The sequence below is a fragment of the Rhodophyticola sp. SM2404 genome, assembly GCF_053570515.1.
This window is the reverse complement of sequence record NZ_JBSEDL010000001.1, coordinates 544,526-559,988: the sequence shown is the minus strand read 5'-3', so window position 1 is coordinate 559,988 and position 15,463 is coordinate 544,526. Positions and strand designations below refer to the sequence as shown.

The window sequence follows — 15,463 nt, the reverse complement described above, 5'->3', positions numbered from 1 at the left end:
CTGTTGCAAACAGCGTGTTTGACAAAAAACTCAAACATGGCGTTTCCAAACAGCGTGTTTGGATTATTATTCAATAAAATCAATGGTCTAATTTTTCTACTAAGTGTGCCTGCGAGCCAAGCCGAGCTGTAATCCGTCTATGCACATGATAAGATACGCGACTAGATCGGCCTAAACTACCATACGCATTGATGATTGCAGTACACGTCGCAGCCAAGACATCCCGCAATCACGGATCATCCCAACACAAACACAGCAAATCTGCCCTACAAAAAGTCAGCACAGTTCTCTGCGCCAGCAGCACAAATGCAACTCAAACACTGTGTTCGCGATCACAGTTCAAACACAGTGTTTCGATTTACTGCGTCAAACATACATGTTGCAAACACTGTGTTTGCCATTTTTGCCAAACATACTAAATCCAAACACAGTGTTTGCCTTATTACGCATTAATATCAATGCCTTAAATTTTACCGACGCAAGGCTTTTGGGAACTCTCCGCGCCCTACGTTGTCAATATACTGCTCTGCAGTGCGCAAATATCGGTTAGTTTGGTTCGCAATGCCTGTGCGAGCCCGCTTGTTATGAGCGTCCGTTTTGATTGCGGCGCGTGTGCGAGTTTCTCCATATTTGGGTGGGGCCAGAATGTTCGCCCTAAACCCAGCGAGCACGCCTAGATCATAGGCAGATGTGTCAGGGTGTGCGCAGCGTAAATCCCAAATAGTCAAAACCTTGTGCAGCGTGTGCGCAGAAACATTTGTGTAAATTGGATATTTTGCAGTTGAGGTTTGCTTGGGTGGAGCTGCGGGCATGATAGCATGTGCGTGCATGTGTAAGGCTTTAATTTCTTCCCGGATGTGGCTTAGCGGTCTATGAAGATCAATTTGATACAATAAGGTGGGGTTCAAACGGTGCGCCCCAGCCTGTTCAATCAGTGACGTCTTTTCTGCAAACAACCCTTGATGGCAACTCCACCAGGTCAAAAAATCACTTTCAAATACGTCCCCAAAGTCTTTGTAGAGCCGCGCAAGCATGCCGTTGCCTGAATTTGAACATGTCTGCTGATAGTCAGGATTGCGCTTTAAAAATGCCCACCACCAATAATAAATGGACGCTTTGTAGGGCTCAGCATCTCGATATGGCAAATTGCGCCCTCCTCGAAACCTTCGCCGCGAAACCATGTGGATAACAGGTGGCGCTGTCTTAAAGCTCAGTATGTGCCGCGTTGCGTTGGCCTTGTTTGTGACCATGACTCCATCTCCCTCCGGTGGAACATGGAGTCAAAATTAGCCAAATCTTTTTACTATAAAAGTCTCAATCTGATGTTTTTAATATCGGAACATTGTGCAGCACAGCCACTGGCTGCTCAATTTCCTCAAAACCCAGATGCAAACACATGAGCCCATACGGGCACAATTATTGATGAAGGGGACTACTATGTCTGTTCAAAACGATCTGAAAACTAATATCCACAAGCGCCTTGATGCCATGCATGCGGCACGGGCGACATGGGAAGAAGGCACATTGCGTGCAGCCAATGAAGAGCTCTATGCCATTCTTGAAGGTGTCTATGCGCTTTACGCTGAGCTGAAAGCAGAAGTTGGCAAACGCCGCGCCTTTACAGCACTGCTCACAGATTTGGATATCAAAACCCAAGCTAATACCAGCCTTGCATTAAAAGTAGTGCGCTACGTCTTTGCAGGGCAAGGTCGCCGTGAAGTTGCCTATTCAAGTGTCATATCAATCGCTCATGATATGAAGGGGCCAGATCAAAGCTTCACCAGCTATGTGCAGGAATGTGGTGGCATTGAAGAAGTACGCCGCGTGCCCAAATCCACAAAATCAACAACCATGTCCAAAGAGGATTTCAAGAAGCTGGCGCTTGAGGGTCTGCAGGAAGTGCAAGTGGGCGTGAGCACGTTTGACCTGCCAACGTTCATCCAGCCCAATACCGATTACGAAGAAGACTATGCAGTTGCGCTGGTGCGCTGCAATGACAACGGCACAGGCACGATTGTTTACGGGTGCAACGAAGCGGGCATCATTGACGCTGTGCTTGTGTCATCGGGCAAAGACTTGGATGAACGCGCTCAAGAAAGCCTCGCCAAGCTTGACGCAGGTGATCTCGCAACCAAGCGTGCACGTGATGTGCGTGAGTTTGCGTCCAAAATGATCCGCGTTGGATCAGGTGCACAAGTCAGCGTGTCTGGCGGTGGCGTGCGCACAAACGGCGCAGCAACCCATACCTATGGATAAATCTAACGGTGAGTGGGGCAGTCATATTTTGCCCCACTCCATCTACATGCATCCAAAGGAGCTGAGCATGTCATTTGATCTTAAACACCTACCGCGCAGCTTTGACGATTTGGTCATTGCGGACCCGCTCAATGCCAGTGTTATTCGCTCATATTGTGAGCTGCCACCCGCCAAGCCTTTGTTGCTCGCAGGCCCACCAGGTGCAGGCAAGACAGAAGCGGCACGTGTGATCGCTCACAGTCACTTTGAGCATCACAATATTCAGCACATACAATGGGAATATAATGCTGCCAGCCTTGGTAAAGACTATGAAGCCAAGATCATGTCTGAGGTAAACTATCAGATGTTTGGCAATCCGGACAAAGCTATGATCGTCATCAACGAGATCGATGAGATGGACCTACGCACAGTGCAGCCCAAGTTCCGCGAGTTTATGGACAGCAAACGTCATCTCATCCGCTTTGTGGCCACCACGAACCACAAGAGCCGCATCATGGGGGCCGTGCTCAGCAGGTTCCGCGTGATTGACCTAGACCCGCCCAGAAATCTTGATTGGGTCGATCGTGCCAAGGCTATCTTGGAAGCCGAGGGGCTAACCCCGGCAAGAGTTGACGTAGAGCAAATGCTGCAGAGCTTTCAAGGCAGCGCACGTGATCTGATCGATCTCGTTGAAGAGACGGTTATCGCCAGCAAGGCGCTAGCGCCATGACCAATGCTTTAGACACATACAACAAATGCATTGCAGCGCTTCATCTAACCTGTCAGATCGCCAACGAATACGATGTGCGGCTGTGGCATATTGTTGAAGAGGAAGTGCCAGCTTCACATGCTGATCTTGATAGTCGCGATTACGCCTGTGAGCTGGACAGCGCTGTTTCAAAGATACCTTTTGACAGCAAAATCATTTTAAGACCCCACAGCCTCATGCAAAAGATCGATGAAGAGGTTTATCTTGTAAAGCTGCAGTCGACGTTTCGCTTCGCTGATAATGTTCATGACTACTTTACCCTCAACGGCCGTTCAGACCTATTTGACGGTGCATTAGACGAACTGACAGCGACGTATACAGCGCCAGCTGTTGTCTTGGGCGCGTTGGACCATGCCCTCTATGTTTCGAACAAAGCTGAACTCAAAGACTTCGAATTAGCTGGCTTTTATGAAAGCCACCTTCGCGACCTTGCAGAAGGGCGCTTTGCTGAGTTCGCGGCGCTACTGCTTTGGCTTGAGCATTTTTGGACACGGCTGAGTGCGTTAAAGGCAGAACCTCAGTTTGCACATTTAGTAAAACAGCTGCAGGTGATCTTGCCCGCCATCGATCAAGTGCACTTATACGACTTCGCCAAATACAAAATACTGCTCAAGATGGCAGGCGATTTTGCTCCCTTGGTCAATCATCTGCAATTGGCAAAGCAGCAAGTCGCTATGAGCACGCCCTGAAGGCTTTAACTGCGCAGTTTTGCTTGAGCTGAACCGCACTGCTTAAAACCTCATAGAATGTGTATTGTATGAGGTTTTTGCTTAACTTATTGAATTCATTGACGGACCATTCACGGCCATTTCCGGTCGCCCAACCAATACCTCAGACTTTATACTCAAAGCACACAAAAGCTTAGGTTTTGAGGGGATCAGCACATGCGTCAAGCACAGACATTGAACGAGGCGCAGCTGCGCAGGGTTATACAGTACTGTCGCAGTCGTCGACATCCAACACGTGATGAAACGATTATACTGGTCAGCTTCTACGCAGGGCTGAGGGCCAAGGAGATTGCAGCGCTCACAGTCGGCAATGTGTTTGATGAGGCAGGCAACGTGCGTGAGCAGTTCATCCTCAGCGCAGCACAAAGCAAAGGCGGGCATACACGCACGGTGTATTTGAACCAGCGCTTGCGGAAGGCACTTGGAGACTATGGCGCGATTAAATACTTGGGCGATCCTCAGCGCCCGCTGTTTGAGAGCCAAAAGGGTGGGCACTTCTCAGCCAACACCATGTGTCAGCTGTTCTTGGACATTTACAAAGCTGTGGGTCTCAAGGATGCTTCAAGCCATTCGGGAAGACGCACTTACATCACGAGGTTGGCCAACAAAGGCGTGGGGGTGCGCTTGTTAGCAGAGCTGGCGGGGCATAGTCACATAAGCACTACCCAGAGATATATCGATGTGAATTCTGAGCAGCTTAGCGAGGCTGTGGAGCTGCTGTAGGCGCTTTCGGCCCTTAGCGGACGTTCGGTCCAAACCCGTCCAATGGCTTCTTTATCTCATAACCTATCTAAGGCGTGAAAACCGGCAAGTCCGACGGGGCGCGCATGCGCCCCGCCCTTTGGCATAGCAGGAAAATGCCGTTATTGCCCCGAGAGGGCCGCGTAGACCGCGCTCTCGAAATCCATATACCCTGGAAAGGAGACCCCATCTGCGAACGGCAGGATCTGCGTTGCCCAGTAGCCGCCGATCCCATTCTTTCGATCTATCCAATAGTAGCTGTTCGCCAGCCCGGCCCAGCCGATGGCGCCGGCCGGGCGCCCGGTGGACGCGTCTTCGGTGTTGACCATGAAGGTGTAGGACCAGTCCTTGGGTATGCCCGGAAAGAATTCTGCATCATTCGAAAGCGAGGGAATGACGCCGGGCAGCATGGTGACTTTCTGCGGTGGGACAAGTGCGCCCTGCACGGCCCATTCGACGGTTTCGGGTTTCAGGACCCGCCCGTTCGGACCGGCACCGTCGTTCAACCACATGCGGATAAACTTCATGTATTCCGGCACAGTCGCGTAGAGCCCGTGGCCGCCCATGTGGACCTCAGGGTCATCAGGTAGTGCGAAGTCGTCCATCGGGGTCAGCCCGCCATCCTCGCCCCGCGCGTGGATGGTCGCGGTCCGCTCCTTCATGTCGGGCGTCCGGGTAAAGGCGATATCCTGCATGCCGAGCTGGTCGAAGATCCTCTCTTTCATAACCTCGCCCAGGCGTTTGCCGCGGATGCCTTCGACGACCTGTCCGACCCAGTCGATGTTCGTGCCGTATTCCCACTTCGTGCCCGGATCGAATAGCAGCGGGGTTTCGATGCAGGCGCGGCTGCCGGTGACGACAGAGGGCTGGCCCTGCTCTTCGGCGAGGCGCTTATAGGTCTCGTTAAAGAAATCATAGCCAAAACCGGCCGTGTGCAGCATCAGTTGGCGGGTCGTGACATCACTTTTGGGGGCGCGCAGTCTGGGGGTGCCGTCCGCGTCGAACCCGTCGATCACCTTCAACTCACCGATGGCCGGGGCGTAGTTTTTCGCAGGCGCATCGAGGTCCAACAAACCCTCCTCGACACATTGCAGGGCTGTGGTGCCAGCGATTGCCTTGGTGGTCGAGAAGATGGCGAAGACCGTGTCCTCCGTCATTGCGTCGCCGTCCAGCCGCCGCTCTCCGGCCGCGCCGGCGTAGATATCGCCATTGCGGTCCGTTGCCATCGCGACAACCCCGGGCACACGCGACGGACCGGTGCCCAGTCCGTTCAGAACGGCGTCACACCGGATTTTCAGATCGTTTGGGTTGATGTCCTTCATTGGTTCCTCCCTTGAAGATGTGAAGAGAAGAATGCGGAACACTGATCGGCCGCGCTGTTCGCAACCGGTATGTTCTGTCCGATTTCGGAAACGAAGTCAGTGCGGGCGGACGCGTCGTGCGACCCGACCACGCGTCTGCGACGGCGTTTCTCCGAACCTTTCTCGATACCGGCCGGCCAGAGCGCCGAAGTTCGAAAAGCCCCAGTCTGCGGCGATCACGGTGACGGTCACATTGGCTGGCAAAGTTTCAAGATCCCGGCGAAAGCCGTCAAGCCGCCGCGCCACGAGGAATGCCCGAGGCGAAATACCTCGAAACTTCTGAAATCCGCCGGACAGTGTCCTTGCAGAAACGCCGACACGCTTGGCCACATCGCCGATTGAAGGTGCTTCGCGCGCTTCGGCTTCCATGATCTCCTCGGCCGCGCGAACGTAACCGGGGGCTGCACAGCGGGCCCCGGTCTCAAGGCTCAACCCAGCGGCCGATGCCCACTGTCGCAGAAGTTCGACGCAAAGCATCTCTTCGATATGCCGCACCAAGACTGCGTCGGATGAGACTTCGCCCGCGCGCGTTAAGGCACGGGTGGCATAATCGAGAAGCGCGGGCCAGGCTGAGTTGGGGCCGCCGATCTTGACACGGCTCGTCCACAGGCGGTCATCCGGCACGAAACCGAACCACCTCTCGGCCGTATCAACCATCGCCTGATGCGGGATCGTGAGGTTCAGCTGCATATGGTCGGGATCACCCTCAAGCCAATATTCGGCTCGGGAGCAATCTACGACAAAGCTTTCCCCGGCAGCGGTTGCAATAGAGCCACCATCGGTTTGATGATCCAATGCCCCGCGCAGGGTGTTAAGAACAAGGATGTTTCCGGCATCAGGATCGAAGCGGTCAAGGTGAATGCCGGTGCCGTAGGCAAACCGGGTCATGGTCACACAGCCCGCCTTCGCCGAAATCATGGTCGCATCCGGCAGGGACAAGCGATCCAAAGGCCGCACCCGATATCGCATATAGACCGACCGGCAGAAGTCCTCCACTTCGTCCCAATCAGCTGAATGGGTTTTCTGCCGGTGCCTGATCGGCGCCCCTAACGAATCCAGTACAAGTGCATGTTCCAGCAAAACCCCGCTCCTCCTCGTGATTCCATTGTCAATGTAACACGATATTGGCGAGGTAGACATCCGGCATTGGTCGTAAAGAAATGAACGTGTTGGTGGGGACGCGCCGACACGGTCGCGATCTGGCGTAGGTTCTGATCGAGCGCGTTGTCCCCCCGGCGTGTGAGGCTCTACAATGCCGACATTGGTTCAAGCCGCAGCGAATGACCGCTCCCCGCCCTTTACGTTGATCCTTATCAGTCATCCTCACTCTGGCGATCTTCAAAATCATCCCTGCTCAACTCATACCTCTTGCCCGTGAGCATGTCCTTCTTCAAGCGAGGCGTAAGATGACTGTAATGCCGCTCAATCATGCCAATGCTGGTGCCCATCTGAACAGAGAGTGCATGTATATCCATCCCATCGTTAAGCAGGGCAAAGGTCGCATAGGTGTGGCGTAGGCTGTAGAGGGTGCGGTTCTGCCCTGTGCGCGGACATGTGATCAGCCCTGTGTCTGTAAGGAACTTGCGGAACGTCTGGTGGATGTTCTTGCTGACAGTGCCATCGGGCAGTCTAAACACAGGCAGATCAACACGCTGCTTGAGCAGGTCTTCAAACGGGATGTGGCGTATGTCCTCTGACCGCTCGTGTATGCGCTTTAGGTAATTGATGGTACCACTGCGACAGATAATATCCCTGCGCCCAGTTTTGCCTGAGACGCTCATCTCCAAATACTGCAGATCCTTTTCTTCAAACAGCGTCACATGCTTCCACTTGAGGTTTAGCGCCTCCGTGCCGTGCCGCATGCCCGTATTGGCCATGATCAACACATAGTCCCGCATAAGGTGCCGCATGTCTGTGGGCTTGCCTGCTTTGCCTACATTGATCCAACTGGGCAGCTTGCGGATAAGTGTAGCGTACTCCTCACGGGTAAAGTCAGGACGGCGTTCGCTCTTCTCACCACGGTTTACCAGCAGTGGCACATTCTTGTGTGCTATAAAGCCCCGTGCCACTGCTTCTTCAAATACACGGTTCATTGCTGAGTTATGCGTGTTCAGCGTTGAAGCCTTTGGCTCACGACCCATCTTGGCCCGCCGCCACTCGTAGAACTGCTGCACCTTCTCATAATCGATGGTGGTCACATACTGTGCCCCAAAGAACGGGATCAGATAACGCTCAATGCACACGATGTAATCAGCAAACACTTTACGCCCTAAACCAGCATCCAGCTGCTTGCGCATATCCGCAATGGCCAGCTTAGCAACATCAGAGAACTTCTTGGTTACAATAGGGAGGTCGTTCTTGTGGCGGAACTTATATTCCAAATAAGTGTTGCGGGCATACTCCTTGGCCTCAGCCAGATCGCGCTTGCCGGTGCTGATGCGGATAGTGTGCCCATCGATCACAAAGGCTGCCTGCCAGCGCTTGCTGCGCTCACGTCGATACACCCGCACCTCGCCGTCCAGTATCAGATGTGTATCGTCACGCAGCTGCCGCATGTCCTGCTCCTCAACCCAACACTATGGCAGAGCGCACCAACAAGTCTACGAAAGTGTGTGTTTGGGGGTGTGAGAAAGCTTCGATCGTGCAATTTAGTCTCGGATTAAAACTTGCATCTTCAAGATATCGTTATTTCATTGTGCTTTGAAATAATAAAATGAACCAACAGGAAACCACGATGACGTTAACTCGCCGCTATCCGAGATTTGAAATCACTATAAATACTGATCACGGTAGCTTTACCCACATAAGCTCAGCCCCAAAGCAAGCTGATGCTGTTGAGCGTGTGGTGCGATCTTTCAGTAAGAAAAACCCTGTCGTCTCAAAAATTAAGCCTCTTGGTATAATACGCCAAAAGGCAAAATGATTCCTATGTTACTGGGGGATGCACAAGCTGTGTCCCTAACCATGTTGTCCCAAAACTCCACCAACACAGTGTTAGCAACACAGCCACACCCAACACAGTGTTCAACACAACGAATCCGCAGTCAAAATAGTCAGCAACACGGCAAAAAGTGTGTTTAAGGTGTGTTTTTGAATTACACAACTTTAGCGCGCATTGCGCTCAGATAAGACATTGATATTGTTGGTAAAAGTGGTGCCCAGGGGCGGAATCGAACCACCGACACGAGGATTTTCAATCCACTGCTCTACCCCTGAGCTACCCGGGCACGGGATACGGTGGCGAGATGCCCCGTTGGGTGTCGGCGTTCTAGGGCGTCTCGGCGGGGCTGTCCATAGCCATTCCGCGAAAAAATGCACTGCTTTGGAACAGCCGCTTAATGTGGTCGTAAACTATCTTCGCGCAGGGCGCGCTCGGCGGCATCAATGGCCTCTTCCACATCCTCGGGATCGCTTGAGGGCACGGCATAGGTGCCGTTCAGCCAACGCCCCAAATCAACATCCGCGCAGCGTTTGGAACAGAAGGGGCGGTATTTTGCATCGGTGTCTTTTTGGCAGATCGGACACGTCATCGGGGCCAAAGCTCCTTTAGCGGCCAGCGGTCACGTTTGCGCTGCAACTCGAACATCCCCAGCGGCGTCCAGCCAGCCAGAACCGTATCGGTCGCATCCGCCCGGAAGGCGCGCTTGAGGGCGTCTTCGAACTGGCGGCGGTCCTTCTTGGGCATTGGGGCCACATCCAGCGTAACCTGCCCCGCAAGCCCCCTGAGCCGCAATTGGCGAGGCAGGTCGCGGGCGAGGGCCAGATTGGCCTTGAGCCCCGCCGCAAGCGAGCTGTCGGGGCCTGTATTCACATCCACGGCCACCAAGGCCGATGTCGGCTCGATCATGGCGAAGGCGCCCGCGCTTAAGGGCATGGGCGGCGCCAGCACTGCGTCAATCGCCTCCAGCACACCAAGCTCCTCGAAGCTGCCGATCCGCTCGATCACCTCATCAGGATCAGGGGCGGACCAATCGCGCCACGCGGTTTCATGCGCATCAAGTGGTGCAAGCAGCAATTCTGGCGCGCCATCGGCATCGCCGAGAACCGCCTCAGCCAAACCGCGCATCGCGGCAATATCTTCAGCCAAGCTCTCTTCATCGACCTCTTCCGCTGCGGTGCGCAGGATCAGGCCAAAGCCCTCTGGGGCATCATGCATTCCTTCATGGGCAATCTCGAGCAAACGCTCACGTTCCGCCTCGTCGCGGATCGAGCGCGCAATATTGATGCCCGGCGCATCGGGGGTCACAATCGCATAGCGGCTTTTGAACAAAAGCCGCGTTGTAACCGGCGTAGCCTTGCCGCCCTCGCCCAGACCTGCGACTTGCACCAGCAACACATCGCCCGGCGCCAAGCCCTTGCCTTGCCGCAAAAAGCCTGTCTGCCCGTCCGGCAAACGCAGGATCATCCCGCCCTGCCCTTTCAGCGGACGCTCACATACCGCACGGAAAATAGCCCCGACAGCAGGCGGTGCATCCTCGGGCGGGTCGATGGCGATTTCCTCCAGCCGACCATCAACCATAAGAGCAGCAGCCTTGCGGCCCTCGATCTCATCAAGAACGACGATACGTCCCTTCATGATTGCCTCCAAACTGGCCAACCCGCTGTTGTCAGCAATTGCGCTGTCTCAACCAAAGGAAGCCCCATGATCGCGGCATGACTGCCTGATATCCATGGAATGAACGCACCAGCAGGGCCTTGGATGGAATAGCCACCCGCCTTGCCCTGCCAATCATTGGTGGCGAGATAGCCGTTCAATTCCTCATCGCTGAGGTTTTTCATCTGCACGCGGCTTTCAACGCAGCGTTCCCAAATCTGGTCACCCTTGCGCAGGACAATGGCCGTATAGACCCGATGCCGCCGCCCCGAGAGCGCCAGCAAAAACGAGGCCGCCTCGCCTGCATCTGCGGGCTTTCCCAGAATGCGCCGCCCCAAAGCCACCGTTGTATCTGCCGAGAGGATGATATCGCCGGCCTGAGCGGGCACGGCATGGGCTTTTTCGCGCGCCATGCGTTCCACATAAGGACGGGGTAATTCGCCCTTGCGCGGGTCTTCATCGATATCGGGGGGAAGAATGGCGTCTGGTATAACGCCAAGAACCGCCAGAAGCTCCTTCCGGCGGGGGCTGCCTGATCCAAGGATAAGGCGCATGTTTATTTGAAGCGGTAGTTGATGCGGCCCTTGGTCAAATCATAGGGCGTCATTTCAACTTGAACTTTATCTCCGGCCAGAACGCGGATGCGGTTCTTGCGCATCTTTCCTGCCGTATGTGCGATGATCTCATGGCCATTTTCAAGCTCGACCCGAAACGTCGCATTCGGCAGAAGTTCTTTCACGACACCGGGGAATTCGAGCATCTCTTCCTTGGCCATGGTCTCTCCTTGCACTAATCGCCGCCAATCTGCGGCATGGACGGCTATGTGCGCCCAAAGGTGTCGGTTTTCAAGGCAAATCTGCGCGAGATGTGATTTCCGCTGCGCGATTGGCACTTTCAGGCCAATGCGCATGGTTCAAAACACTGCCTTCGCATCGTACTTTGGCAATCGCATCGCGCTCGATATCGGCAAAAACCCATCCCGCTTGGTTCATCGCGCCTTCGGCAATGATGCCTGTTGCGGGAAACCCCAGATCGGGCGGGCCGTAAATGGCTGCAGCCCCGATATTCTCATCGACCGCGGGGCACCACGCCGCATCCCCAACCGTGGGGGCGTGCGCGACCACGCATTGCCCTTCCAGCGCGCGCGCCATCGCCCCGATCCGCACGCGGGAGTAACCCGCAAGGCTATCGGTGCAGGACGGCACCAGCAGAATCTCGGCCCCCGCCTCAATCAAGGCACGCCCCAGCAGCGGGAACTCGGCGTCATAGCAGATCAGCACCCCAATCCGCCCAAGAGACGTATCAAAGACCTGCAAAGGACCCCCTTGAACAACATCCCAAATCTCACGCTCGAAACGGGTCATGACTTGTTTGTCCTGATGCCCGATCAAGCCCTGCGGCCCAAAGAGAGAGGCGCGGTTTACTGGCCGCACAGCCTCGCCTTTGGCGGGGCCAGAGGGGGCCAGAATATGCACGCCGTATTGAACCGCCAAAGCCGCCATCGCCTCATTGGCCTGTTCGGTCCAAGTGATGGCAGCGCGCAGGCTTGCCTCCAGATCGGCTGCCGCCGCCATGCCCTCAAGGGCTGCCAATTCCATGCGGCCATATTCGGGAAAGACCAGCAAGTCAGCCCCAGCCGTTGCAGCCTCGGCGACCCAATCGTGCAGCTTCTGGGCATGGTCCTGCCAAGTCTCCAGCACAGATAAGGGGTAAGCGGCGGCGGCAATGCGCATCACAACTCCTTCAACCAGAATTGGAGCGGCTTTTCACTCGCCCCAGCCTCACCAATATCGCGCCATGAGAAGCGCGCGATTGCACCATCCAGCTTGGCATATCCGCGCTTTTGCCAAAACCCGTCCAGCGGCGCATAATTTGCAGGGCGTGCAGGATGGCTCTCCGGCCGCATGACTGCGCAAAAGGCACTGTGGTGAAACCCTTCTGCGCGGGCAAAGGCCTCGCGGCGGTCAAAAAACACATGCCCCGCCCCACGCCCGCGATAGGCGGGCAGCAAGACCGATTCCGCACAATAAAATACCTGATCCAGCGCCAGACCCGAGCCTTCAAAGGCCGATTGAAAATCATCTGCATGTTGGCCAAGCGGAAGGCCGGTTGAGGCCCCGACCATCTGGGCGCCGTCGAAGGCCCCCACCACAATCGCGCCTTGGCTGGCATAGCCCGCCAGATAGCCGCGCTCATATTCAAGATCACCCTCATAGAGATAAGGCCATTCCCGAAACACTTTGATGCGCAGCCCTGCCAGCCCTTCCACGACAGTGGCGAAGCTCTCGCCCGTGAAACTCTGGTAGCGCAGCGTCATGGCGCCGAGACCTGCCTGATCCAATCTTGCAGATTATAATAGGTCACCACACGGCTGATTTTCCCGTCCGCAATCGTGAAGAAGGTGCCCGCAGGCAGGCAATAGCTTTGCCCCTTTGCCTCGGGCAGCCCGTCATCGCTTTGCAGATAGGTGCCATTCACCGTGAATTCAGCGGCAGCACGGCGGCCATCTTGCGAGACCATCACGACGATATCGCTCAGATGCTCCTGATAGCAGCGGCTCATATGCGCGCAAAATTCGGTAAAAGCAGGCTTGCCGATGCGGATGCCACCCTCATTCACATGATGGGCGATGTCATCGCTCAGACAGGCCAGCATCCCATCCACATCCCCGTCATTAAAGGCCGCGTAATACCGAGTGACCACATCAAGGCTCATCTGCTTATCCCTCGCTGCTGGTTGGCTGGGGCGGGCCAAAGCGGGCCTTGATCCTGTCCATGATCTGGTCGCGGGCTTGGCGATAGGAGGCCAGTTTCTCTTCCCGCGTCTCGCCCAGACCTGTGGGGTCAAGGATCGGCCAATATTCCACATCCAGATGGTAATGCCGCGTCAGATCAAGCGCGCGGCGCTGGCTGGCGGGCGAAAGTGCTACGATCAAATCAAACCCCGAGAGGTCATCGCCCCATTGCTCCATCTCGTCAAAGCTGCGTACACGGTGCCGCTCCAACTCAACGCCCATCTCCGCCGAGACCGCCACGGCAAAGCCGTCAATCTCCAACTCATGCTTCACCCCTGCCGATTGGACATAGCATTGGTGACCATAGAACTTCTTCATCAACCCTTCCGCCATGGGCGATCGTGTTGCGTTGTGATCGCAACAAAAAAGCACCGACTGGGGTAAATTCTGTTCCAATATCTATCCGCCGAAATGTAGGACGCAGATCAAAGTGAACAGGCGTCTTGCGGTATCCGTATCAATATCGGCCTTGCCTTCGAGACGTTCCTGAACAACCCGCGCGCCTTCATTATGGATGCCCCGCCGCGCCATATCGATGGCCTCGATCTGCGATGCGGGAAGCTTTTTGACCGCCGAGAAATAGCTCTCGCAAATCTGCCAGTAGTCCTTGACCACCTGCCGGAACGGGCTGAGCGAGAGGTGGAATTCAGCTGCATCTACGCCTGCTTCGGTATCCACATCAAAGACCAGCCGTTTCTCCCTGATCGACAGGCTCAACCGATAGGGCCCTTCGGCGATGGCTTTGTCATCCTTGGCGGGCAGCTCGAAATGGTTCTCCTCCAACAGATCGAAAATCGCGACCTTGCGCTCCTGCTCGATCTCGGGGGTTGGCGCTGCCAGACCTGTGGTGTCGATTTCGATATGGCAAATATGCATGCTCATTCCTTGCCGCTCTCGTTCAGGCGGTCAAGCCGCGCCCTGACTGACAGGCCATGCGCCTCAAGGCTTTCCGAGATCGCCAGCGTTTCAGCCGCAGCACCGATGGCGCGCAGCGAGGCGGGCGTCATTTGCGCCAAAGTCGTGCGCTTCATGAAATCAAGCACCGACAACCCCGATGAGAACCGCGCCGAGCGTGCTGTGGGCAGCACATGGTTCGGCCCGCCGATATAATCGCCAATCGCCTCGGGCGTCCAAGCACCAAGGAAGATCGCGCCTGCATGGGTGATCTTGCTGCTCAGCGCTTCGGGGTCGGCCACGCAAAGCTCAAGATGCTCGGGCGCCGCTTGGTTCGACAACTCCGCCGCCTCATCGAGATCGCGCACCGTGACAACCGCGCCGAAATCGCGCCAGCTCGGGCCTGCGATATGGCGGCGTTCCAAGGTCTCGAGCCGCTTTTCAACAGCAGCGGCCACCTCGCGGCCAAGCTCCGCATCATCGGTGATCAGAATGGATTGCGCGCTTTCGTCATGTTCGGCTTGGCTCAGCAAATCAAGGGCGATCCAATCGGGGTCATTATCCCGATCCGAAATCACCAGAATTTCCGAAGGGCCGGCAATCATATCAATGCCAACCTTGCCAAAGACGCGGCGCTTGGCGGCGGCAACAAAAGCGTTTCCGGGACCTGTGATTTTATCGACAGGGGCGATCGTCTCGGTGCCATATGCCATCGCGGCAATCGCCTGCGCGCCACCGATCCTATAGATCGTCTCGACCCCTGATAATTTGGCCGCCAACAACACCAGCGGGTTCGCTTTGCCATCAGGTGTCGGCGCACAGATCGCAAGGCGTTCCACGCCTGCGACAACCGCAGGGATCGCATTCATCAGCACCGAGGAGGGATAAGAGGCCAAACCGCCTGGCACATAAAGCCCCGCCGCCGAAACAGGCGTCCAGCGCCACCCGAGAGTGGCGCCATCAGGGTCGGTCCAACGCGCATCTTGAGGCAATTGGCGAATGTGATAGGCGCGGATACGCTCGGCGGCCAGTTCAAGGGCGGCACGCTCATGCGCGGGCACTTGCGAAACGGCGGCCTCGATCTCCTCAGGGGTGAAGGCCAGCGTCTCGGGCGTAAGGGCCAAACGGTCATGTTTCTCGGTCAGATCAATCACGGCCTGATCGCCCCGTGCACGCACATCGGCAATGATTCCAGCAACGACATCATCCACATCGGGGCTGTCTTCGCGTTTCATCTCAAGCAGGGCTTTAAAGCGCGCGGTGAAATCGCGATCTGTACTGTCGAGGAATTGGGGCATATCCGTCTCCGTTAATCGGAACAGGACTTAGCGCGCGCACCGCTTGGCC

18 protein-coding genes and 1 tRNA gene are annotated in these 15,463 nt (G+C 55.7%); 4 read left to right on the top strand and 15 right to left on the bottom strand.

Going from position 1 to position 15,463, the window contains the following annotated elements; all coding sequences use genetic code 11:
* Window positions 1–470: 470 nt before the first annotated feature.
* Window positions 471–1,250, bottom strand: a complete 780-nt coding sequence (locus ACTYEO_RS02830; RefSeq protein WP_449322181.1) for a hypothetical protein — start codon at window positions 1,248–1,250, stop codon at window positions 471–473.
* 187 nt (window positions 1,251–1,437) lie between these two features.
* Between ACTYEO_RS02830 and ACTYEO_RS02825 the strand changes: the two genes are divergently transcribed.
* From ACTYEO_RS02825 to ACTYEO_RS02810, 4 genes are all read left to right on the top strand, one after another.
* Entirely contained in the window at window positions 1,438–2,256 is an 819-nt protein-coding gene (locus ACTYEO_RS02825) for a hypothetical protein (RefSeq protein ID WP_449322180.1), read from the top strand.
* A gap of 67 nt (window positions 2,257–2,323) precedes the next feature.
* Window positions 2,324–2,965, top strand: coding sequence for an ATP-binding protein (locus ACTYEO_RS02820; RefSeq protein ID WP_449322179.1), 642 nt, complete (start codon window positions 2,324–2,326; stop codon window positions 2,963–2,965).
* Window positions 2,962–3,693, top strand: a complete 732-nt coding sequence (locus ACTYEO_RS02815) for a hypothetical protein (RefSeq protein WP_089889120.1) — start codon at window positions 2,962–2,964, stop codon at window positions 3,691–3,693. Before ACTYEO_RS02820 ends, ACTYEO_RS02815 begins: the two co-directional genes overlap by 4 nt.
* 195 nt (window positions 3,694–3,888) lie before the next feature.
* Window positions 3,889–4,455, top strand: coding sequence for a tyrosine-type recombinase/integrase (locus tag ACTYEO_RS02810; protein WP_449322178.1), 567 nt, complete (start codon window positions 3,889–3,891; stop codon window positions 4,453–4,455).
* A gap of 140 nt (window positions 4,456–4,595) precedes the next feature.
* On the opposite strand, the gene ACTYEO_RS02805 is transcribed toward ACTYEO_RS02810, so the two are convergent.
* The 14 genes from ACTYEO_RS02805 to hisD form a co-directional block, all read right to left on the bottom strand.
* Window positions 4,596–5,795: a serine hydrolase domain-containing protein gene (locus ACTYEO_RS02805; protein WP_009807932.1), complete on the bottom strand. Its 1,200-nt coding sequence runs from the start codon at window positions 5,793–5,795 to the stop codon at window positions 4,596–4,598.
* Window positions 5,796–5,891: 96 nt separating this feature from the next.
* On the bottom strand, window positions 5,892–6,914 hold the full coding sequence (locus tag ACTYEO_RS02800; protein ID WP_009807931.1) for an AraC family transcriptional regulator: 1,023 nt from the start codon (window positions 6,912–6,914) through the stop codon (window positions 5,892–5,894).
* 233 nt (window positions 6,915–7,147) lie between these two features.
* The gene (locus ACTYEO_RS02795) at window positions 7,148–8,389 is read right to left on the bottom strand and encodes a tyrosine-type recombinase/integrase (RefSeq protein WP_449322177.1); all 1,242 of its coding nucleotides are present in this window, start codon (window positions 8,387–8,389) and stop codon (window positions 7,148–7,150) included.
* Window positions 8,390–8,986: 597 nt separating this feature from the next.
* Window positions 8,987–9,061, bottom strand: a tRNA-Phe gene (locus ACTYEO_RS02790).
* Window positions 9,062–9,169: 108 nt separating this feature from the next.
* Complete coding sequence (locus ACTYEO_RS02785) at window positions 9,170–9,364, bottom strand: DNA gyrase inhibitor YacG (RefSeq protein ID WP_449322176.1); 195 nt, start codon at window positions 9,362–9,364, stop codon at window positions 9,170–9,172.
* Window positions 9,361–10,410, bottom strand: a complete 1,050-nt coding sequence (locus tag ACTYEO_RS02780; RefSeq protein ID WP_449322175.1) for a ribonuclease E/G — start codon at window positions 10,408–10,410, stop codon at window positions 9,361–9,363. Before ACTYEO_RS02780 ends, ACTYEO_RS02785 begins: the two co-directional genes overlap by 4 nt.
* Window positions 10,407–10,982, bottom strand: coding sequence for a Maf family protein (locus tag ACTYEO_RS02775; RefSeq protein ID WP_449322174.1), 576 nt, complete (start codon window positions 10,980–10,982; stop codon window positions 10,407–10,409). The genes ACTYEO_RS02780 and ACTYEO_RS02775 overlap by 4 nt, the downstream gene beginning before the upstream one ends.
* Window positions 10,983–10,984: 2 nt before the next feature.
* Window positions 10,985–11,203: a translation initiation factor IF-1 gene (infA, locus tag ACTYEO_RS02770; protein WP_011455993.1), complete on the bottom strand. Its 219-nt coding sequence runs from the start codon at window positions 11,201–11,203 to the stop codon at window positions 10,985–10,987.
* A gap of 70 nt (window positions 11,204–11,273) precedes the next feature.
* Window positions 11,274–12,161 (bottom strand): carbon-nitrogen hydrolase family protein, encoded by an 888-nt coding sequence (locus tag ACTYEO_RS02765; RefSeq protein ID WP_449322173.1) that lies wholly within the window; start codon window positions 12,159–12,161, stop codon window positions 11,274–11,276.
* Window positions 12,161–12,745 carry a GNAT family N-acetyltransferase gene (locus ACTYEO_RS02760; RefSeq protein ID WP_449322172.1) on the bottom strand — a complete coding sequence of 195 codons (585 nt, stop codon included), beginning with the start codon at window positions 12,743–12,745 and terminating at the stop codon, window positions 12,161–12,163. Before ACTYEO_RS02760 ends, ACTYEO_RS02765 begins: the two co-directional genes overlap by 1 nt.
* Window positions 12,742–13,143 (bottom strand): ketosteroid isomerase-related protein, encoded by a 402-nt coding sequence (locus ACTYEO_RS02755; RefSeq protein ID WP_449322171.1) that lies wholly within the window; start codon window positions 13,141–13,143, stop codon window positions 12,742–12,744. Before ACTYEO_RS02755 ends, ACTYEO_RS02760 begins: the two co-directional genes overlap by 4 nt.
* Window positions 13,144–13,147: 4 nt before the next feature.
* On the bottom strand, window positions 13,148–13,618 hold the full coding sequence (locus ACTYEO_RS02750; RefSeq protein WP_449322170.1) for an arsenate-mycothiol transferase ArsC: 471 nt from the start codon (window positions 13,616–13,618) through the stop codon (window positions 13,148–13,150).
* Between the two features lie 3 nt (window positions 13,619–13,621).
* A complete protein-coding gene (locus ACTYEO_RS02745) occupies window positions 13,622–14,098 on the bottom strand; it encodes a UPF0262 family protein (RefSeq protein WP_449322227.1) in 477 nt (158 codons plus the stop codon).
* 2 nt (window positions 14,099–14,100) lie between these two features.
* On the bottom strand, window positions 14,101–15,414 hold the full coding sequence (gene hisD / locus ACTYEO_RS02740) for a histidinol dehydrogenase (protein WP_449322169.1): 1,314 nt from the start codon (window positions 15,412–15,414) through the stop codon (window positions 14,101–14,103).
* Window positions 15,415–15,463 lie beyond the last annotated feature (49 nt).

What these genes read in the sequence shown, in the direction of transcription:
- ACTYEO_RS02765 (WP_449322173.1), bottom strand. Translation starts at nt 12,161, where the DNA reads ATGCGCATTGCCGCCGCCGCTTACCCCTTATCTGTGCTGGAGACTTGG.
- hisD (WP_449322169.1), bottom strand. Translation starts at nt 15,414, where the DNA reads ATGCCCCAATTCCTCGACAGTACAGATCGCGATTTCACCGCGCGCTTT.
- ACTYEO_RS02805 (WP_009807932.1), bottom strand. Translation starts at nt 5,795, where the DNA reads ATGAAGGACATCAACCCAAACGATCTGAAAATCCGGTGTGACGCCGTT.
- ACTYEO_RS02815 (WP_089889120.1), top strand. Translation starts at nt 2,962, where the DNA reads ATGACCAATGCTTTAGACACATACAACAAATGCATTGCAGCGCTTCAT.
- ACTYEO_RS02820 (WP_449322179.1), top strand. Translation starts at nt 2,324, where the DNA reads ATGTCATTTGATCTTAAACACCTACCGCGCAGCTTTGACGATTTGGTC.
- ACTYEO_RS02785 (WP_449322176.1), bottom strand. Translation starts at nt 9,364, where the DNA reads ATGACGTGTCCGATCTGCCAAAAAGACACCGATGCAAAATACCGCCCC.
- ACTYEO_RS02780 (WP_449322175.1), bottom strand. Translation starts at nt 10,410, where the DNA reads ATGAAGGGACGTATCGTCGTTCTTGATGAGATCGAGGGCCGCAAGGCT.
- ACTYEO_RS02775 (WP_449322174.1), bottom strand. Translation starts at nt 10,982, where the DNA reads ATGCGCCTTATCCTTGGATCAGGCAGCCCCCGCCGGAAGGAGCTTCTG.
- ACTYEO_RS02745 (WP_449322227.1), bottom strand. Translation starts at nt 14,098, where the DNA reads ATGCATATTTGCCATATCGAAATCGACACCACAGGTCTGGCAGCGCCA.
- ACTYEO_RS02755 (WP_449322171.1), bottom strand. Translation starts at nt 13,143, where the DNA reads ATGAGCCTTGATGTGGTCACTCGGTATTACGCGGCCTTTAATGACGGG.
- ACTYEO_RS02830 (WP_449322181.1), bottom strand. Translation starts at nt 1,250, where the DNA reads ATGGTCACAAACAAGGCCAACGCAACGCGGCACATACTGAGCTTTAAG.
- ACTYEO_RS02795 (WP_449322177.1), bottom strand. Translation starts at nt 8,389, where the DNA reads ATGCGGCAGCTGCGTGACGATACACATCTGATACTGGACGGCGAGGTG.
- infA (WP_011455993.1), bottom strand. Translation starts at nt 11,203, where the DNA reads ATGGCCAAGGAAGAGATGCTCGAATTCCCCGGTGTCGTGAAAGAACTT.
- ACTYEO_RS02760 (WP_449322172.1), bottom strand. Translation starts at nt 12,745, where the DNA reads ATGACGCTGCGCTACCAGAGTTTCACGGGCGAGAGCTTCGCCACTGTC.
- ACTYEO_RS02810 (WP_449322178.1), top strand. Translation starts at nt 3,889, where the DNA reads ATGCGTCAAGCACAGACATTGAACGAGGCGCAGCTGCGCAGGGTTATA.
- ACTYEO_RS02825 (WP_449322180.1), top strand. Translation starts at nt 1,438, where the DNA reads ATGTCTGTTCAAAACGATCTGAAAACTAATATCCACAAGCGCCTTGAT.